The organism is Burkholderia sp. Ac-20384 (assembly GCF_017104605.1).
Taxonomy (GTDB): domain Bacteria; phylum Pseudomonadota; class Gammaproteobacteria; order Burkholderiales; family Burkholderiaceae; genus Burkholderia; species Burkholderia lata.
Map to the genome: position 1 here is coordinate 1 of NZ_JAAGPE010000223.1, position 15,881 is coordinate 15,881.

At 67.5% G+C, this 15,881-nt stretch carries 14 protein-coding genes; 7 read left to right on the forward strand and 7 right to left on the reverse strand.

The genetic code is table 11. The features are described from left to right. Together G3O00_RS30160 and G3O00_RS30165 are read left to right on the forward strand one after the other, a co-directional pair. The coding region (locus tag G3O00_RS30160; protein ID WP_206145204.1) for a sulfatase-like hydrolase/transferase at positions 1–1,663 on the forward strand (1,663 nt) is incomplete at its 5' end. A 232-nt stretch (positions 1,664–1,895) separates the two neighbouring features. Beyond that, the gene (locus tag G3O00_RS30165; protein WP_206145205.1) at positions 1,896–2,831 is read left to right on the forward strand and encodes an AraC family transcriptional regulator; all 936 of its coding nucleotides are present in this window, start codon (positions 1,896–1,898) and stop codon (positions 2,829–2,831) included. On the opposite strand, the gene G3O00_RS30170 is transcribed toward G3O00_RS30165, so the two are convergent. The 4 genes from G3O00_RS30170 to G3O00_RS30185 form a co-directional block, all read right to left on the reverse strand. Beyond that, positions 2,794–4,326 (reverse strand): hypothetical protein, encoded by a 1,533-nt coding sequence (locus G3O00_RS30170; protein WP_241025404.1) that lies wholly within the window; start codon positions 4,324–4,326, stop codon positions 2,794–2,796. The genes G3O00_RS30165 and G3O00_RS30170 overlap by 38 nt on opposite strands. Before the next feature lies 1 nt (position 4,327). Further along, positions 4,328–5,635 carry a DUF6765 family protein gene (locus G3O00_RS30175; RefSeq protein ID WP_241025405.1) on the reverse strand — a complete coding sequence of 436 codons (1,308 nt, stop codon included), beginning with the start codon at positions 5,633–5,635 and terminating at the stop codon, positions 4,328–4,330. Between the two features lie 113 nt (positions 5,636–5,748). Continuing rightward, positions 5,749–7,383, reverse strand: coding sequence for a hypothetical protein (locus G3O00_RS30180; protein ID WP_206145206.1), 1,635 nt, complete (start codon positions 7,381–7,383; stop codon positions 5,749–5,751). Between the two features lie 58 nt (positions 7,384–7,441). After that, positions 7,442–7,867, reverse strand: a complete 426-nt coding sequence (locus G3O00_RS30185) for a hypothetical protein (RefSeq protein ID WP_206145207.1) — start codon at positions 7,865–7,867, stop codon at positions 7,442–7,444. Positions 7,868–8,259: 392 nt separating this feature from the next. On the opposite strand from G3O00_RS30185, the gene G3O00_RS30190 reads away from it, so the two are divergent. Both G3O00_RS30190 and G3O00_RS30195 read left to right on the forward strand, forming a co-directional pair. Further along, complete coding sequence (locus G3O00_RS30190; protein WP_206145208.1) at positions 8,260–8,982, forward strand: haloacid dehalogenase type II; 723 nt, start codon at positions 8,260–8,262, stop codon at positions 8,980–8,982. Positions 8,983–9,121: 139 nt separating this feature from the next. Then, positions 9,122–10,048, forward strand: coding sequence for a hypothetical protein (locus G3O00_RS30195; RefSeq protein WP_206145209.1), 927 nt, complete (start codon positions 9,122–9,124; stop codon positions 10,046–10,048). Here the strand turns inward: G3O00_RS30195 and G3O00_RS30200 are convergent. The 3 genes from G3O00_RS30200 to G3O00_RS30210 all read right to left on the reverse strand — a co-directional run bounded on the left by G3O00_RS30200 (position 10,045) and on the right by G3O00_RS30210 (position 12,489). After that, positions 10,045–10,542 carry an SRPBCC family protein gene (locus G3O00_RS30200; RefSeq protein ID WP_041493615.1) on the reverse strand — a complete coding sequence of 166 codons (498 nt, stop codon included), beginning with the start codon at positions 10,540–10,542 and terminating at the stop codon, positions 10,045–10,047. The two genes, G3O00_RS30195 and G3O00_RS30200, sit on opposite strands and share 4 nt — an antisense overlap. Before the next feature lie 59 nt (positions 10,543–10,601). Further along, on the reverse strand, positions 10,602–11,408 hold the full coding sequence (locus G3O00_RS30205) for a hypothetical protein (RefSeq protein WP_011355627.1): 807 nt from the start codon (positions 11,406–11,408) through the stop codon (positions 10,602–10,604). 121 nt (positions 11,409–11,529) lie between these two features. Further along, positions 11,530–12,489, reverse strand: coding sequence for a LysR family transcriptional regulator (locus G3O00_RS30210; RefSeq protein ID WP_206145210.1), 960 nt, complete (start codon positions 12,487–12,489; stop codon positions 11,530–11,532). A gap of 157 nt (positions 12,490–12,646) precedes the next feature. Here G3O00_RS30210 and G3O00_RS30215 point away from each other — a divergent pair, with 157 nt between their 5' ends. The 3 genes from G3O00_RS30215 to G3O00_RS30225 form a co-directional block, all read left to right on the forward strand. Next, positions 12,647–13,966, forward strand: coding sequence for an MFS transporter (locus tag G3O00_RS30215; protein WP_174930469.1), 1,320 nt, complete (start codon positions 12,647–12,649; stop codon positions 13,964–13,966). A 112-nt stretch (positions 13,967–14,078) separates the two neighbouring features. Further along, positions 14,079–15,605: a CoA-acylating methylmalonate-semialdehyde dehydrogenase gene (locus G3O00_RS30220; RefSeq protein ID WP_206145211.1), complete on the forward strand. Its 1,527-nt coding sequence runs from the start codon at positions 14,079–14,081 to the stop codon at positions 15,603–15,605. A gap of 16 nt (positions 15,606–15,621) precedes the next feature. Then, a partial coding sequence (locus G3O00_RS30225; RefSeq protein ID WP_206145212.1) for an NAD(P)-binding domain-containing protein occupies positions 15,622–15,881 on the forward strand: 260 nt, incomplete at its 3' end.

Here is a 15,881-nt window from a genome sequence, read left to right on the forward strand (position 1 = left end):
TGCGCCCGCCGCGCCGCCGGCCGGTTACAACATCCTGTTCATCCTGACCGACCAGGAGCGCCATTTCGACCGCTGGCCGTTTCCGGTGCCGGGCCGCGAAGCGCTGCGCCGCGACGGCATCACGTTCATGCACCACCAGATCGCCGCGTGCGTGTGCTCGCCGTCGCGCTCGACGGTCTATACCGGGCAGCACATCCAGCACACCGGCGTGCTCGACAACGCGGGCGTGCCCTGGCAGAAGGACATGTCGCCGGACGTGCGCACCGTCGGCCACATGCTGCGCGATGCCGGCTACTACGCCGCGTATCTCGGCAAGTGGCACCTGAGCGCGTCGATGCACGAAACCGCAAGCCCGTACACGGCGCCGGTGGCCGACTACAACCGCACGATCCGGTCGTACGGTTTCGACGACTATTTCGGCGTGGGCGACCTGATCGGGATGGTGCGCGGCGGCTACCAGTACGACGGGATCACGGCCGAAGCCGCGGTGAGCTGGATGCGCAACCACGCGCCGCGTCTCGCAAAGGAAGGCAAGCCGTGGTTCCTCGCGGTGAATCTGGTGAACCCGCACGACGCGATGTTCGTGAACACCGACACCAACGGCTCGACGGTGCAGGACGCGAACCACCCGATGCTCGGCAACGCGCCGCCGCCGAACGACGCGCTGTATCGCACGTCGTGGCACGACGAGCCGCTCGCGGCATCGCGGCGGCAGCCGTACGACGAACCGGGACGGCCGCCCGCGCACGGGATGTTCAACGCCGCGCATGCGAACCTCGTCGGGCGCTATCCGTTCACCGACGAACGCCTGCGCATCTATCAGGACAACTACTTCAACTGCGTGCGCGACTGCGACACGCACGTCGTGCGCCTGCTGCAGTCGCTGCAGGCGCTCGGCCTCGACGAACGCACGATCGTCGTGATGACGGCCGACCACGGCGATCACATCGGCGCGCACCAGCTCGTCGGCAAGGGCGCCACCGCGTACCAGCCGCAGAACCACGTGCCGCTCGTGATCCGCCATCCCGCGTATCCGGGCGGCATGCAGTGCGATGCGCTGACGTCGCACATCGACATCGCGCCGACCCTGCTCGGGCTCACCGGCCTCGACGATGCGCGTCTCGCGTCGATCCGCGGCAGCGCGCTCAAGGGGCACGACCTCACACGCTGGCTCGCGAAGCCGGCCGGGGCGAAGCTGCACGCGGCGCGTGATGCCACGCTGTTCAACTACGCGATGCTGCTCTACTACGACAGCGAATGGATGCTGAAGGAACTGGGCACGTTGCGCCAGAAAGGCGTGCCGGAGGACGAGCTGCTGCGCCGCGCGCTCGCGCAGCAGCCGGATTTCCGGTTGCGCGGCACGATCCGCAGCGTGTTCGACGGCCGCTACCGGTTCACGCGCTATTTCTCGCCGCTCGAATTCAACCGGCCGACGACGATGGAGGACCTGTTCGCGCGCAACGACGTCGAGCTGTTCGATATCGCGAGCGATCCGGGCGAGATGCGCAATCTCGCGATGGACCGGAACAAGCACGGCGAGCTGCTGCTCGCGATGAACGGCCGCCTGAACGACCTGATCGCGAGCGAAGTCGGCGACGACAGCCCCGACGTCATGCCGATCCGCGACGGCAAGGTGCAGGTGCAGATCCGCAAGTGGCATTGAAGGCGGCCGGCCGCCTGACGGAACCGGCAATCATCGGACGATTCCGCATCCCGTAAGCCCCTGCCGTGCGGTCGTTCCGTTCGACCGCACGCGGGGCTGCCCTTTTCATCGTCAGCCGGGACAGGTAAGCATCGAGTAAGCATGACGCCCTACAGTGTGCTGATTCTCCAGGACGGATCATCGCGGCGAGCGCACGCTTCGCCCGGGTCCAGGCAACATCAAGGGAAACGGCATGCAGAACCGGCCAGCGTTGAGCTACGTGTGTGCGAAACACCCCGACGGACGCCGGTCGAACTGGCAACCGCCTGCGGGCTGGAAGCGGCAGCTTGCGACGCCGTCGCGCGGCGTCGTCGCGATCGATCACTACATCGCAAACGCATCGGAGCTGATCGATCTCGAGACGACCGAGCCGGTCTTCACACTGCACTTGCGCGCGCCGACCGGGTTCGAGATGCGCACCGACGGCGGCGGATGGGCCGCGCACGTGATGCGCACGCCGTTGACTTACGTGCCGCCCGGCTTCGCCTGTTCCAGCCGGTGGTCGAACGACATCGAGTGGCTCGCCGTTCACTTCGATGTGTCCTGGCTGTCGAAGTCCGGCCTGCTGACCGGCACGCCGACCGTCCCCGCCGCGCCCCGCTTCGACGTGAACGACGATCTGCTCGTGCAGATCATCAGGAGCATCCATGAAGATGCGGTCGCGGGGATGCCGTCGGGGCCGACCTACGTCGAATCCCTGGGCGCGGCCGCGCTCGGCCGCATGTCGTATCTCGAGTCGACGCGCAAGGCCCGCGAGTACACGCACGCGCAGGGCATGCGTCGGGCCGTCGAGTACATCCGCGACCATTTCCGCGATCCGCTGACGCTCGTGACGCTCGCCGAAGCGGTCGACTATCCCGGCGACCTGTATTCGTTCATCCGGAACTTCAAGAAAGCCAACGGGATGACGCCGCACCAGTACATCGTCGAAACCCGGCTGCAAGCCGCCCGCGACCTGATCGAACGCGGACGATGCGATGTGACCGAAGCCGCGCTCGCGTGCGGCTTTTCGACCACGAGCCACTTCTCGGCAACGTTCCGCAAACGGTGGGGATGCTCGCCGTCCGGGCTCAAGCCGCGTGCCGCGAACCTCACGCGAGCGGCAGCGACAGGATCCACAGGCCGCTGATCGTCAGCGCGATCGTCAGCACCAGCAACGGCAATTGATTGAGCACCACGGTGCCGGCCAGCACGCGATGACGGACGGCGATCGCGTGCGTGACGACCACGCTCAGCACATGGCCGGCGAGAATCAGCAGGACCTGCGCATGCCAGATATAGCCGACGTCGATCAGCAGCGCGGTCGGCGCGACCTGTGCCGGCTCGATCGACAGCAGGTTCCAGCCGATGCCGAGCGGATCGGACAGCAGTGAAACGATCTGCCGCCCTTGGTCAATGAACAGCGTGAAGTAGTGACACACGTTGTAGAACAGCGCGATCGGCAACAGCAACAGGCAGAACTGCCGCGCAAACGCGCTGCCATCCAGCGCCGCGCGCGATCCCGCCGCACCGAGCGCGCAGAAACACCGGAACAGGCCGTGGTAGGCCAGCCCGACCAAGGCGAAGGTGGCCCACTGCCCGGCCAGCACGAGGTCTCCCGCTATCGCATAGTCGTTTTTCAGCGCCGGAAACACCGCGACGATCAGCGGATAGATGCCGCGCCAGAAGAAGGTGTTCCACACGGCCGTATCGCGCAGGCCATCGTAGGCCGTCGACGACAGCATGAACGACAGGAAGATCACCAGGCTGGTGTCCAGCGGCCGTTGCGCTGCCATCGCGGCGACCGGATTCCTCAGCCTGACGCCGATTTCGCGCGCCGACACGCGGCGCCATTCGAGCGGCGACAGTCGTGCGCACAATCCGCACAGGATGCCGAATGCATCGAAGTGCCTGAGCCACACGTCGCGGCCGAAGCAGAACGAACCGGCCAGCGCACTGGCCGCATAGCCGACGAGAAACAGGCTTGCGTCTCGCGGCCTTGCCGCGCCGAACAGTTCCAGCGCGATGAGGGCAACGTACGCGAGCAGCGCCGGATACGAGGCGAGGCCCCGGGGATAGCGATATCGGCCCGTGTCGATAGCCGGGATGCCGCGCGCCGCGATCCGCAGCAGCAACGCGAACGGATTGGTGAGCGCATGGAGGTCGCCGAACACCGCGCTCACGTAGATCGACCCCAGATAGAACCAGAGCCAGAATCCCGACATGCCGAGGTTGACGAACGGATTCTGGGTGCCGGCGAGGCCCGACACGATCAGCAGGACGACGAAGCCCAGGCTGGCGGCCTGCCCCGCTGCGAGCGCCACGGCCGGTATCCGCCATTCCCCGCGCCATCGGATCGTCGGCGCTCGTGTGTCCGGAACCCGGGCGCCCGATCCCGAGCCCGATGCGAACGCCAGGATCATGAAGGACACCACGAGCGTGCCGGTGGCCGCGTACGCATAGAGCCACAGCGGCACCGGCAGGTAGTAGGGAATATTCCACGCATGCGCATCGGCGCATGTCGGCACACATGCGAGGAACGCCGCGGACGTCGCAGCCCGCCACGCGTTGCAGCGCGGTACCCGGAAGTCGACGTTGACGGGGGCCGTCGCGCCGCGCGCACCGTATTCGAAGTCGTCGTGCATATCAGTAGTCGGATGACGAAATCAGTCCCGTGACCTGCCAGCCGGCCCCGCTGCTTCGCTCCGCCAACACGCCGATCGTGTCGTACGGCGCATCGAGCAGCTTGATCAACGCGACGGCACGCTTGTTGCCGTCGGCCGAATCCGGCAGCGAAAACACCAGGAAAGGCAGGATCGGCGACGGCTTGTCGCCCTCCACGATGAGCGGCAGCACCGCATCGTTCAGCGATTTGAAGACCGCGAACGACGCACGGTTGCGCAAGATCGCGCTGGCGCTCGACGTCGGCTGCGAGGGCGTCCCGATGGCGAGGTAGGCGCCGTGATCCCGCAGGCGCCAGCCGGTCAACTGCTCGACCAGCGTGCCGTCGGGCTTGCCGGTGCGGCCGGCGGCCAGCGCGGGCAGCCAGCGCTTGTCCACCGGCGACGTCGTCACCCAGTCGTTGAAGAAGCGCGCATAGAAATCGGCGAGCCCCTTGTCGACGCCGGATTGCGCGCTCGGCGAGACCGGCTTCGGCACGTCGCGCCGGCCGTGCCAGCGGACGGCCTGCCACGCGGGGCCGTCCGGCAGGCTCGTGCCGTCGAGGAACGACGTGTCCGTCACGCCGTTCGCGACGAACCAGCCGGACTTCGCGTGCTTGGTTCGCGCGTCGATGAAGCCGGCGAGCGTCGGCCGGACCTGCTCCCACGGCAGCGCATTTCTCGACGCGCCATCGATCTTCGGATAACGAATCATCTGGAGATACGTCGCTTTCGCCATCGCTTCCGTATCGACGGGCCAACGCCACGTCATCTCGGCGGCGTGGCCGGCCGGGCCGCCGCGCTCGACCGGTGCGGCCATCGCGAGGCCGGCGTCGCAGTCGATGCCGTAGCGGCGCCAGTCCGGTACGGACGGCGTGCCCTGGTGCGCCCACGCATCCTGCAGCGCATGCAGCGCCCGGCCGAACTCGCCCAGCATGAATCCCGCGTTGCGCCCTTCGGCACGCCGCAGCGTCGCGTCGACCCAAGCCCGTGAAGCCGGGCCGTCCGGCACCACGACCCGGGCTGCCGCCGCGGCCGGCACCCGGGTCTCGCCCGGATAGTGCGCCGCCTGGGTATCCTGCGCGTCGGGCGCGAAGCGCGACAGGCACGCGAACTGCAGCGGCGACGTCATGTACTCGATCGAGCCGGCATCCATCCGCTGGTCGGCGAGCGCAATCGCGTCGGCCTCGCCGGACGCGAACCCCGCCTGCCTCGCGAGCCAGAACGTGAGACCGAAGTGCACGTCCGCTTCGAACCCCGAGCACGTCAGCGGCAGGGTGAGCGCCGCCAGCAAGGCCAGCGCCGCAACGCCCGGATTGCGCCGGGCGTGGCGTCGCGCGCCTGCCCTGCCGGTTGCGACCACCTCACGCGACGGCCCGCGAGCCACCTGTCTGCTTCTGCTGCGCATCAATTGCCGATCTCCGTCGCTTTCGTGCTTTCGGGGAACGGCCACGCGCCGTTTTCGAACGACAGCACGAGCAGGCCGTTGTCCTGGCACGCGGTGGTCAGCAGATGGCGGTCGAAGTCGAAATCGAGACGCGACGCACACCAGTCCGGGCCGCCCGGGCGATATTGACCGAACATCAGATGTCCGGAGCCCGCACCGGGCGACTTTGCAGAAGGCGGGTTGTAGTACGCGATTTCCTTCGGCTTCGCCGGATCGCGAATGTCGAACACGCGCACGCCGGAGTTGAAGTAACTGCACGCGAGCGCCGTGGCGTTCTCCCGGTTGTCGACACTGCAGTAGTGCGACCCGTACGTGAACGTGGAAAGGCCGAGAATGTCGGGTATTACCTTGCTGCAGTTCTGCACCGCATGCGTTTCGAGTCGCAGCTCGGAGACGAGCTTGGGCGCCGCTTCGTTCGACATGTCATAGATGTGGCCCAGCGGGAACGGCGTCACCCCGGCATTGCATGCGGCCTTCACGGCCGTCGCACCCGGATCCTGAAGCCCGCCCGAGCCGCCTTCGTCGACCTCGACCACATAGGGCTTGCCGCCCACGGCGAACGAGATCGTATGTTGTGCGGTACTGCCGTCCCGCACCGGCACGGTCGCGATCCGGTGCATCTGAGCGTTGGGGCGCCGGCTCTGAACTTCGCTGGTGTCGACCACGAAGAACCCGTTGTCGCCGTTCGAGTTCGCGTTGTCCAGCGGCGGCGCGCCCGAGCCGAACGCCGCACCGTCATTGCCTACCGAGACGAAGTACGCGCGGGTTCCGTCCTGACTGACGGACAAGCCATGCGGAACCGCGCCGAAGCCCAGGTCGGCCATCGTGATCGCCGAGATCAGCTTCGGTCGTGTCGGTATCGTCAAATCGATCGCATAGTAAGACTTCGAAGCGATCGCCCCGATGTAGTACGTGAACCCGTCCGGAGAGAACCCGCCTTCATGGCCGACCGGCTTGGCGGCAGGGACGATGCCGCCGTCGGCTCCGGTACCGACAGGAACACTGGCGAGCAACTGCGGGCGCGTGCAGTCGGTCGCCACGTCGTACAGGTCGACTTCGGGGCCGCCACCGCCACCCAGCCCGTTGTCCGCGGCGAGAATCCCGCGCGCGACGTTCACGCGCAGCGATTCCCACGGATCGATCATCGCCGTGGATGTCAGCGAACTCACCCGCACGGGCTTCGCCGGATCGGTGATGTCGATCACCGGCACGCCCGGATTCACGCGCGGCGGCGCATCGGGGTTGTTGAAGGCCGGCGTGGCGCCCATCGTCGCGTGGTAGAAGCAGGTCCGGCCCTGCCGGTCGGTGTAGGTCGCCGCCGACCACGACGCGCCCTCGCCCTGCACCTGGCTGACACGCTTCAGGTTGCAGTTGAAGCCGCCGAACCCGGACTGGCGCAGCGCGGCGGGCACCTGCCCTTGCAGCGCCGTCTCGGGCGTATCGCCCGCGCTGCAGCCCGGTACGCGCGGCACGACGTAATCCGCCACCGATACGGCGGGCGTCGCGCTCGTCGTGACGTTGTCGTCTCCGCCGCAGCCGGCGAGCATGAGTGTCCCGAGCGATAACGCGATCGCCAGGCGATTCAGTGCGTGCATCTTTGCCTCCTCCTGTTTCGAACTTCGTTTCGAATATCGTTTCGATCCGTTCTTGTCGTTAGTTGTCCGGATATATCTCGATGACAGCCACCTCGATCTGCTCGCCGGTCCGGCTGTGAAAGTGCAGCGAAAAGCGCCCGGTGATCCCGACCGGGAGAATGTCCATCGACTGATCGGTTCCGGATGTGCATGCCGCGAGCGCACCCGGTATTTCATGCGCCATCAGCACGCCCGCCTCTCGCGAATGCACCCGGATATGCGCCGGCATGCCTTCGCGAATCGCGATCACCGATCGCTCCCACGGCGCCTTGTCCCGATCGACGTCGACGGAAAAGACCTGTCGACCCGGTGGTCGTGTCGACGCGTGCGACAGATGTCGTGCCACACCGTAGGCGAACCCCAGCGCCGACACGGTCGCGATCAACGCGACGAGTCGGCGCCGCGGTCGCAGATTCCTCTCCTCCATCGCGGCGCTCCGTTCCATCGGCCTGCGTGCCGCGCCGGATCGTCGTGCCCGCAGGCCGGCCATCCGCGCGGCGCTCAGCCGTTCGACGAATGGTAGAGAGCGGCCCGGTGCAGAGCTATCTGCTTATTGCGGGTTGTCGGAAAATTGCGTCCGGAGTAACCCGAGCCGGGGCGGCCGGACAGGGTCAGGGTCCCGCCCAGGATGACGGATGCGTCACACACGAAGCTCGCGCGCCGCGGACACCCGGCGGACAGTTCACGCGCCACGCTGCCACGCCGCCGGGCCGCTCGATCCGGCGACCGTTCAAACCGCCTTTCCGTATCCGTGATTCAATGACGATCGAACCGGCGTCGCGCAGTCGCGCGGCTCGGCGATTCGACACCTCATCGATTGACCTTCACTGGATCACCATGACGAACCCTGCCGAAATCAAGGCGCTCGTTTTCGATGTCTTCGGAACGATCGTCGACTGGAGAAGCGGCGTTGCACGCGGCGCCGCCGCGTTCCTCGATCGCTACGCCCCCGCGCTCGACCCACTCGAATTCGCCGATGCGTGGCGGGCCGAATATTCGCCGTCGATGGAAGAAATCCGCAGCGGGCGTCGCCGCTACGTGCGGCTCGACGTCCTGCACCGCGAGAACCTCGTCCGCACGCTCGACCGCTACGGGATCGTCGACGTGCCGGACGCCGACATCGACACACTCAACCTCGCGTGGCACAGCCTCGACCCGTGGCCCGACGCCGTCGCGGCGCTGCAACGGCTGAAGCGACGCTTCATCATCGCGCCGCTGTCGAACGGCAACATCCGGCTGATGGTCGACGTCGCAAAGCGCGCGGGGCTGCCGTGGGATGCGATTCTCGGTGCGGAAGTCGTCCGCGCGTACAAGCCGTCGCCGCAGGTCTATAGCGATACGGTCGAGATTCTCGGCGTCGAACCGGCCGAGCTGTGCCTGGTCGCCGCGCACAACGGCGATCTCGCGGCCGCGCGCCGGCAGGGGCTGTCGACCGCGTTCGTGCTGCGGCCGACCGAACACGGGCCCGGCCAGACGACCGACCTGAAAGCCGACGACACGTGGGACTTCGACGTCAGGGACCTGAACGAACTCGCGGACCGGCTGGGCTGCCCGGGTTGAATGCCGGATTCCGGCGCGCGATCGCGGCACGGCCGGCCGCGATGCAGCGCTGGCGGGATGGCGCACCGAGCGCGTCAAGCGTGGCGACAAACGACTGGTAGACTCCGCAAACCCTGTCCCGTCGCGGCCGCCTACCCTTATGTCGTCACCCCTGCGTCTTGTCGAAGGCAAACTGACCGCGATGCGCTTTCTCGAGCGCCCCGACCAAGGCACGGCCGGCAGCCGCCAGGTGCCGCCCGTCGACCCTGAAGCCCGCAAGAAATCGCTCGGCTACTGGTTCACGCACAACGTGGTGCCGGTCATGGCAGCACTCACCGGCAACGGGGCCGCCGCCAACGCACTGGTGTTTCAGCAAACCGACGAAGACCTCATCCTGGCCCGGTTGAACGCCGCGGCCGACAAGGTCGAGCATCCGGCCACGTGGTCATACGCGAACCTGCGCGAGACCAAGACTTTCGTCTCGGAAAACGCGTTCGTGACCGTCGGGAAGAACGGCAAGATCCTGTTCGCGAAGCTTCCGGTGGAAATCGAAATCGGCGGCGAGTCGTACCGCGGGTTCCTGGGCGGGCAGTGCTTCGACGTCGGCGACGACGTGGTTGCCGTGGTCGATCGCCGCGGCCGCCTGTTCGCGCTGTCGTCTCCCGACCGGCACCGCATGGTGATGGATCACGCGTGCAGCGACACAGGGCTGGCAGGCCTCACGCACAGCCTGTGGCTGGCGTGGAAATGGATGTTCGTCGGCATGAACTGCCTGCTCATCCCGATCATGATCCTGGTGCTATGGACCAGCGACGGCGGCTTTTCCGACCTGGGTGTCGATCTGGCCATGCTGCTGGGCGGGCCGCTCGCGGTGGGCGTCCTGCTCGCGCTGCTCGTGGGCGTGCGGCTGTCGTGGTCCGACTGGCTGCCGGCGTGGCGCACGTCGAGCATCCTGAAGGCGCTGGGCCGGCCGGATCTGTGCACGCTCGATTTCCTCGATACGCGCACCCAGGCCGAACGCAACGGCCAGGTGCGTGACACGGATATCGGGCAAATCTACTACGCGCCCGCTGCGCGCCAGCCCTAGCGCGCCGGCGCCATCGCGACCGCCTGCCCCTGCGCCGCCATCGCGAGACGCCGCCAGTTACGGGCCGCATACCGGTGCGCCTGCTGCAACGCGAGCCACAACCCGATCTGCCGAACCGGCTTGAACAGGCCCCGCGCACTGAACACGGTGCGCCGCTCGACGCGGGTCCTGCCGCCGTCGATGGGCGTCAGCGTGAATTCGTCCTCGAGCAGGCCGACCCAGTCGCGGCACCACACCGTCGACGCCACCATCCGGTAACGCAACCGGCGATGCTCGTCGAGCACGAGAATCCGCTGGTCGATGGTTCCGCGATCGGTCGTGCACTGCCGCGTGTTGCCGACGGCCGGCACGCCTTCGAGCACGCGGCAACTGACCGGCTTCGGCACGCCGAGGCGGAACAGCAACGGCCGCGTATCGTCCATCCGGGCATGGAGGAAATGCGGCCAGACATGCTCGGGCCGGCAATCGAACGTCCACTGCGAATGAATTTCCACGACCGTCTCCTGGCGGTTGCCGGTTCGCACATGATGGCACAACGGCCCAGCCGCCTCCGTTACTTCACGACCGCGCGCCAGGCGGTTCGCGCGTAGATGATCAGCAACGGCAGCAGCGAGAGCGCGAACAGCAGGCAGAGCGCCAGCACCCACACCGGCCACGCCTCCGGATTCCCCTTCAACCAGTAGCGGTAAGGCACGCTCAGGAACCCGATTTCCATCAGCAGCGCGGCGAGCGGCACGAGCCCGTTCATCACCGCCGTCACGCCGAAGCGCGCCGCGCCGTCGATGTTCCGGCCGGCGCCGTACGCCGCGATCAGGTAAAGGAAGTACCCGATCATCGCGACCATCACCGCGCCGCCGGCCAGCAGCCCGACGCTGCGCACGCTGCGTTCGTGCCATTGAGCCGCACCGGGCGGCCACACGACATCGATCCGCTCGCCGATTTCCGGCGCGCCACCGGAACGGACGTTGCCCGGCATCACCACGCGCTTGCCGTCGGGTAGCGCGGCTTCCAGAATCGACGTGTATTTCAGGCACTGATACCGTTCGGTCCGCCCGTCGCTGTCGCGGCGCTCGCAGGTATCCCACTCGGACGTGTAGGACACGACGGTCGCCTCGTATTTCGGCGAGACGGCCAGCACGTAGAACTCGTCGCCGATCCAGTACGCGAACGGGAAGAACAGCGACACCAGGCAAAAGCACACGAGCCACCAGAACGCGATCGCGCCGCGATTCGGCGCCCCCTTCGCACCGCGCCTGGCGCCGGACTGGCGGCGCACCATGCGCGACGCGAGCCAATAAGCGGCCACGGCAAAGACCGCCACACACACCACGAAGACCTTGCCCGCATGCGTCAATGCCATCTGTCTCGCCCCCTGTTCCCCGATGCTTCAATGCTTCGCTTGCCGGCAGGTTCGCCGCCGGGTCGTGTTCACGCCATGAACCGCACGGCCGCCTTCACCTGCGCCGCGGCCACGTCACGCGCTATGCCGGCTCGCCGACGAATCTCAGCTTCCCCGATTCGCCCGACAGCAGCGCGCGATTCGCGTCCGCGGCCGCCCGCAGGTAATCCCACAGCGCGGTCACGCGCCGCAGCTTGCGCAGATCCTCGCGGCACGTCAGCCAGAAGCACCGCGTGACGACCACGTCGTCCGGCAGCACGGGCACGAGCGCCGGCTGCGTGGCCGCCATGAAGCACGGCAGGATCGCGAGCCCGCCGCCCTGCAGCGCCGCGAAATACTGCGCGATCACGCTCGTCGTGCGCAGCCCGGCCGTCGCGCCCGGCACCGCGCGGTCCAGGTACAGCAGTTCGTTGCTGAACGCGAGATCGTCGACGTAGCTGATGAACGCGTGCTGCGCGAGATCGTCCGTGCAGGTAATCGGCGCGTGGTTCGCGAGATAGTCGTGCGTCGCATAGAGCCGCAGCTGGTAGTCGCACAGCTTGGTGACTACGTAAGGCCCGCGCTCGGGCCGCTCGAGCGTGATCGCCAGGTCCGCCTCGCGCTTGGGCAGGTTGACGAAATGCGGCACCGGCAGCAGGTCGACCGTCACGTGCGGATGCTCGGCGCGAAACTGCGCGAGCTGCGGCGCCAGGAAAAAGCAGCCGAACCCTTCCGTCGACCCGATCCGCACGTGGCCCGACAGCGCCTCGCCTGTGTTCGCGACCTGGTCGCACGCGGACTGCACGGTCGTCTCCATCGCGTCCGCATAGGCGACGAGCCGCTGCCCTTCGGCCGTCAGCGTGAAGCCGCCGGAGCGCGACTTGTCGAACAGCAGCGTGCCCATCGCGGCCTCGAGCGCGCGAATGCGCCGCGCGACCGTCGTGTAGTCGACGCCCAGCCGCTTCGCGGCACCGCTCGCGCGCTGCGTGCGCGCGACTTCGAGGAAAAAGCGCAGGTCGTCCCAGTTCAGGTTGCCGGAAACCGGCTCGGTGGCGTGTCGCATCGGCGAGGGAAAAAGGGGCTGGAATCTCCGGGCCGGCCGTCGATATGCATAAATGCACATCCAACCGGTCTCTTTATCGGTACATGATGAATCTGCGCATAACTATACTCGACCGTGACCTGCGGACCACGAGCCGCGGCACCACCACGGAGACACCATGCAGACGCGATCCACCCTCGATGAGCATGCGACAGTCGCAGCGCCGGCGCCCGCCCGCACCGCGAAGCACTACCTGCTGGCCGGCTGGGCCAGCATGGCCGGCACCACGATCGAGTGGTACGACTTCTTCCTCTACGGCACGGCCGCCGCCCTTGTCTTCAACCGCATCTTCTTCCCGTCGCTGGACCCGGTCGTCGGCACGCTCGCCGCATTCGGCACGTTCGCGGTGGGCTTCATCGGCCGGCCGATGGGCGGCATCGTGTTCGGCCACTTCGGCGACCGCATCGGCCGCAAGTCGATGCTGATGATCACGCTGCTGCTGATGGGCGTGCCGAGCATGATCATCGGGCTGATCCCGTCGTACGACAGCATCGGCTACTGGGCCGCCGCGCTGCTGATCGCGATGCGCTTCCTGCAGGGGATGGCCGTCGGCGGCGAATGGGGCGGCGCGGTGCTGATGGCCGTCGAACACGCGCCGAAGGGCCGCAAGGGGCTGTTCGGCAGCCTGCCGCAGACGGGCGTCGGGCTCGGCCTGATCCTGTCGTCGGTCGCGATGGCCGCGGTGGCCGCGCTGCCGGAAGCCGACATGCTGTCGTGGGGCTGGCGCGTGCCGTTCCTCGCGAGCATTGCGCTCGTCGGCCTCGGCTGGTTCATCCGCGCGAAGGTGCCCGAATCGCCCGACTTCGAGAAGATGCAGCGCCAGGGCAAGGCCGAGAAGTCGCCGGTGACGGCCGCGCTGCGCCGCCATCCGCGCGAGGTGCTGACGATCGTCGGCGCGCGCGCCGCCGAGAACACCTGGTTCTACATGGTCGTCACGTTCGCGCTCGCTTACGCAACGCAGCAGCTGCATCTGCCGAAGGCCGAGATGCTGCACGCGATCACGGCCGGCGCGGCGCTGTCGCTCGTCACGATGCCGCTGTGCGGCCACCTGAGCGACCGCATCGGCCAGCGCCGGATGTTCGCGATCGGCCTCGTGCTGATGTGCATGTTCGCCGCACCGTTCTTCATGATGCTCGGCACGCAGCAGACGTCGTACGCGTGGTGGGCGATCGTGCTCGGCCTCGGCGTCGTGTTCCCGATCCTCTATGCGCCGGAATCGCTGCTGTTCGCGCAGCAGTTCCCCGCGGAAATCCGCTACAGCGGCATCTCGCTGTCGGTGCAGTTGGCCGGCGTGATCGGCGGCGGCTTCGCGCCGATGATCGCGACGTCGCTGCTCAAGGCCGGCGGCGGCCAGCCGCATTACGTGATCGCGTACCTCGTCGGCTTCGGCGTGTTCGCGCTCGTGTGTACCGCGCTGATGCGCCCGGCACGCGCCTGAGCCCGCCGGCCTGCCTTCGATCGATTTCAGTTCAGCCTGCCGCCCGCCGCGCATGCTCGCGCGGCGGTAGCAGACACCCTTTTTGTCGTCACACCGATTACCGGAGAGTTCCATGAACGCCGCAGTTCCCCAGACCACCCTCGCCCTGCCCACCGCCAAGCTGCTGATCGACGGCGCGTTCGTCGAATCGCAAAGCGCCGAATGGGGCGACATCGTCAACCCCGCGACGCAGGAAGTGATCGGCCGCGTGCCGTTTGCGACGCTCGACGAGGTCGACGCCGCGATCGCGTCCGCGCAGCGCGCATTCCAGACGTGGAAGACGACGCCGATCGGCGCGCGGCTGCGCATCATGCTGAAGTTCCAGGATCTCGTGCGCCGCAATCTCGAACGGATCGCGCACACGCTGACGGCCGAGCAAGGCAAGACGCTGCCCGACGCGCAGGGCGACATCTTCCGCGGCCTCGAAGTGGTCGAGCACGCGTGCTCGATCGGCACGCTGCAGCAAGGCGAATTCGCGGAAAACGTCGCGGGCGGCGTCGATACCTACACGCTGCGCCAGCCGATCGGCGTGTGCGCGGGCATCACGCCGTTCAACTTCCCCGGGATGATTCCGCTGTGGATGTTCCCGATGGCGATCGTGTGCGGCAACACGTTCGTGCTGAAGCCGTCGGAGCAGGATCCGCTGTCGACGATGCAGCTCGTCGAGCTCGCCATCGAGGCCGGCGTGCCGCAAGGCGTGCTCAACGTCGTGCACGGCGGCAAGACGGTGGTCGACCGTCTCTGCACGCACCCGGACATCAAGGCGATCTCGTTCGTCGGCTCGACGCGGGTCGGCACGCATGTGTACAACCTCGGCAGCCAGCACGGCAAGCGCGTGCAGTCGATGATGGGCGCGAAGAACCACGCGGTCGTGCTGCCCGATGCGCACCGCGAGCAGTCGATCAACGCACTCGTCGGCGCGGGCTTCGGCGCGGCCGGCCAGCGCTGCATGGCGACGTCGGTCGTCGTGCTGGTCGGCAAGGCGCGCGACTGGCTGCCGGAGCTCGTCGAGAAGGCGAAGGCGCTGAAGGTCAATGCGGGCGCGGAAGCCGGCACGGACGTCGGGCCGGTCGTGTCGAAGGCCGCAAAGGAACGCATCCTGTCGCTGATCGACCAGGGCGTGAAGGAAGGCGCAACGCTGTTGCTCGACGGCCGCAACGTGAACGTGCCCGGCTACGAGCAGGGCAACTTCGTCGGCCCGACGATCTTCTCGGGCGTGACGACCGACATGTCGATCTACACGGAAGAAATCTTCGGGCCGGTGGTGGTCGTGCTCGAAGCCGACACGCTCGACGAAGCGATCGCGCTCGTCAACCGCAACCCGATGGGCAACGGCGTGGGCCTGTTCACGCAGAGCGGCGCGGCGGCGCGCAAGTTCCAGAGCGAGATCGACATCGGCCAGGTCGGCATCAACATCCCGATTCCGGTGCCGGTGCCCTACTTCAGCTTCACGGGCTCGCGCGGCTCGAAGCTCGGCGATCTCGGCCCGTACGGCAAGCAGGTCGTGCAGTTCTACACGCAGACCAAGACGGTCACCGCGCGCTGGTTCGACGACGACGCGACGGCCGGCGGCGTGAACACGACGATCGCGCTGCGCTGACCCCGGGAGCCTGTCAATGGAAATCGCATTCATCGGACTCGGCAACATGGGCGGCCCGATGGCCGCCAACCTGCTGAAAGCCGGCCACGCGCTGACGGTGTTCGATCTCGACGCGCACGCGGTCGACGTCGCGGTACGCGCTGGCGCAACGGCCGCCGGCTCGCCGCGTGAAGCGGCCGCGCGCAGCGCGATCGTGATCACGATGCTGCCGGCCGCGCAGCACGTGCGCGCGGTCTATCTCGGCGACGACGGCGTGCTGGCCGGCGCACGCGCCGG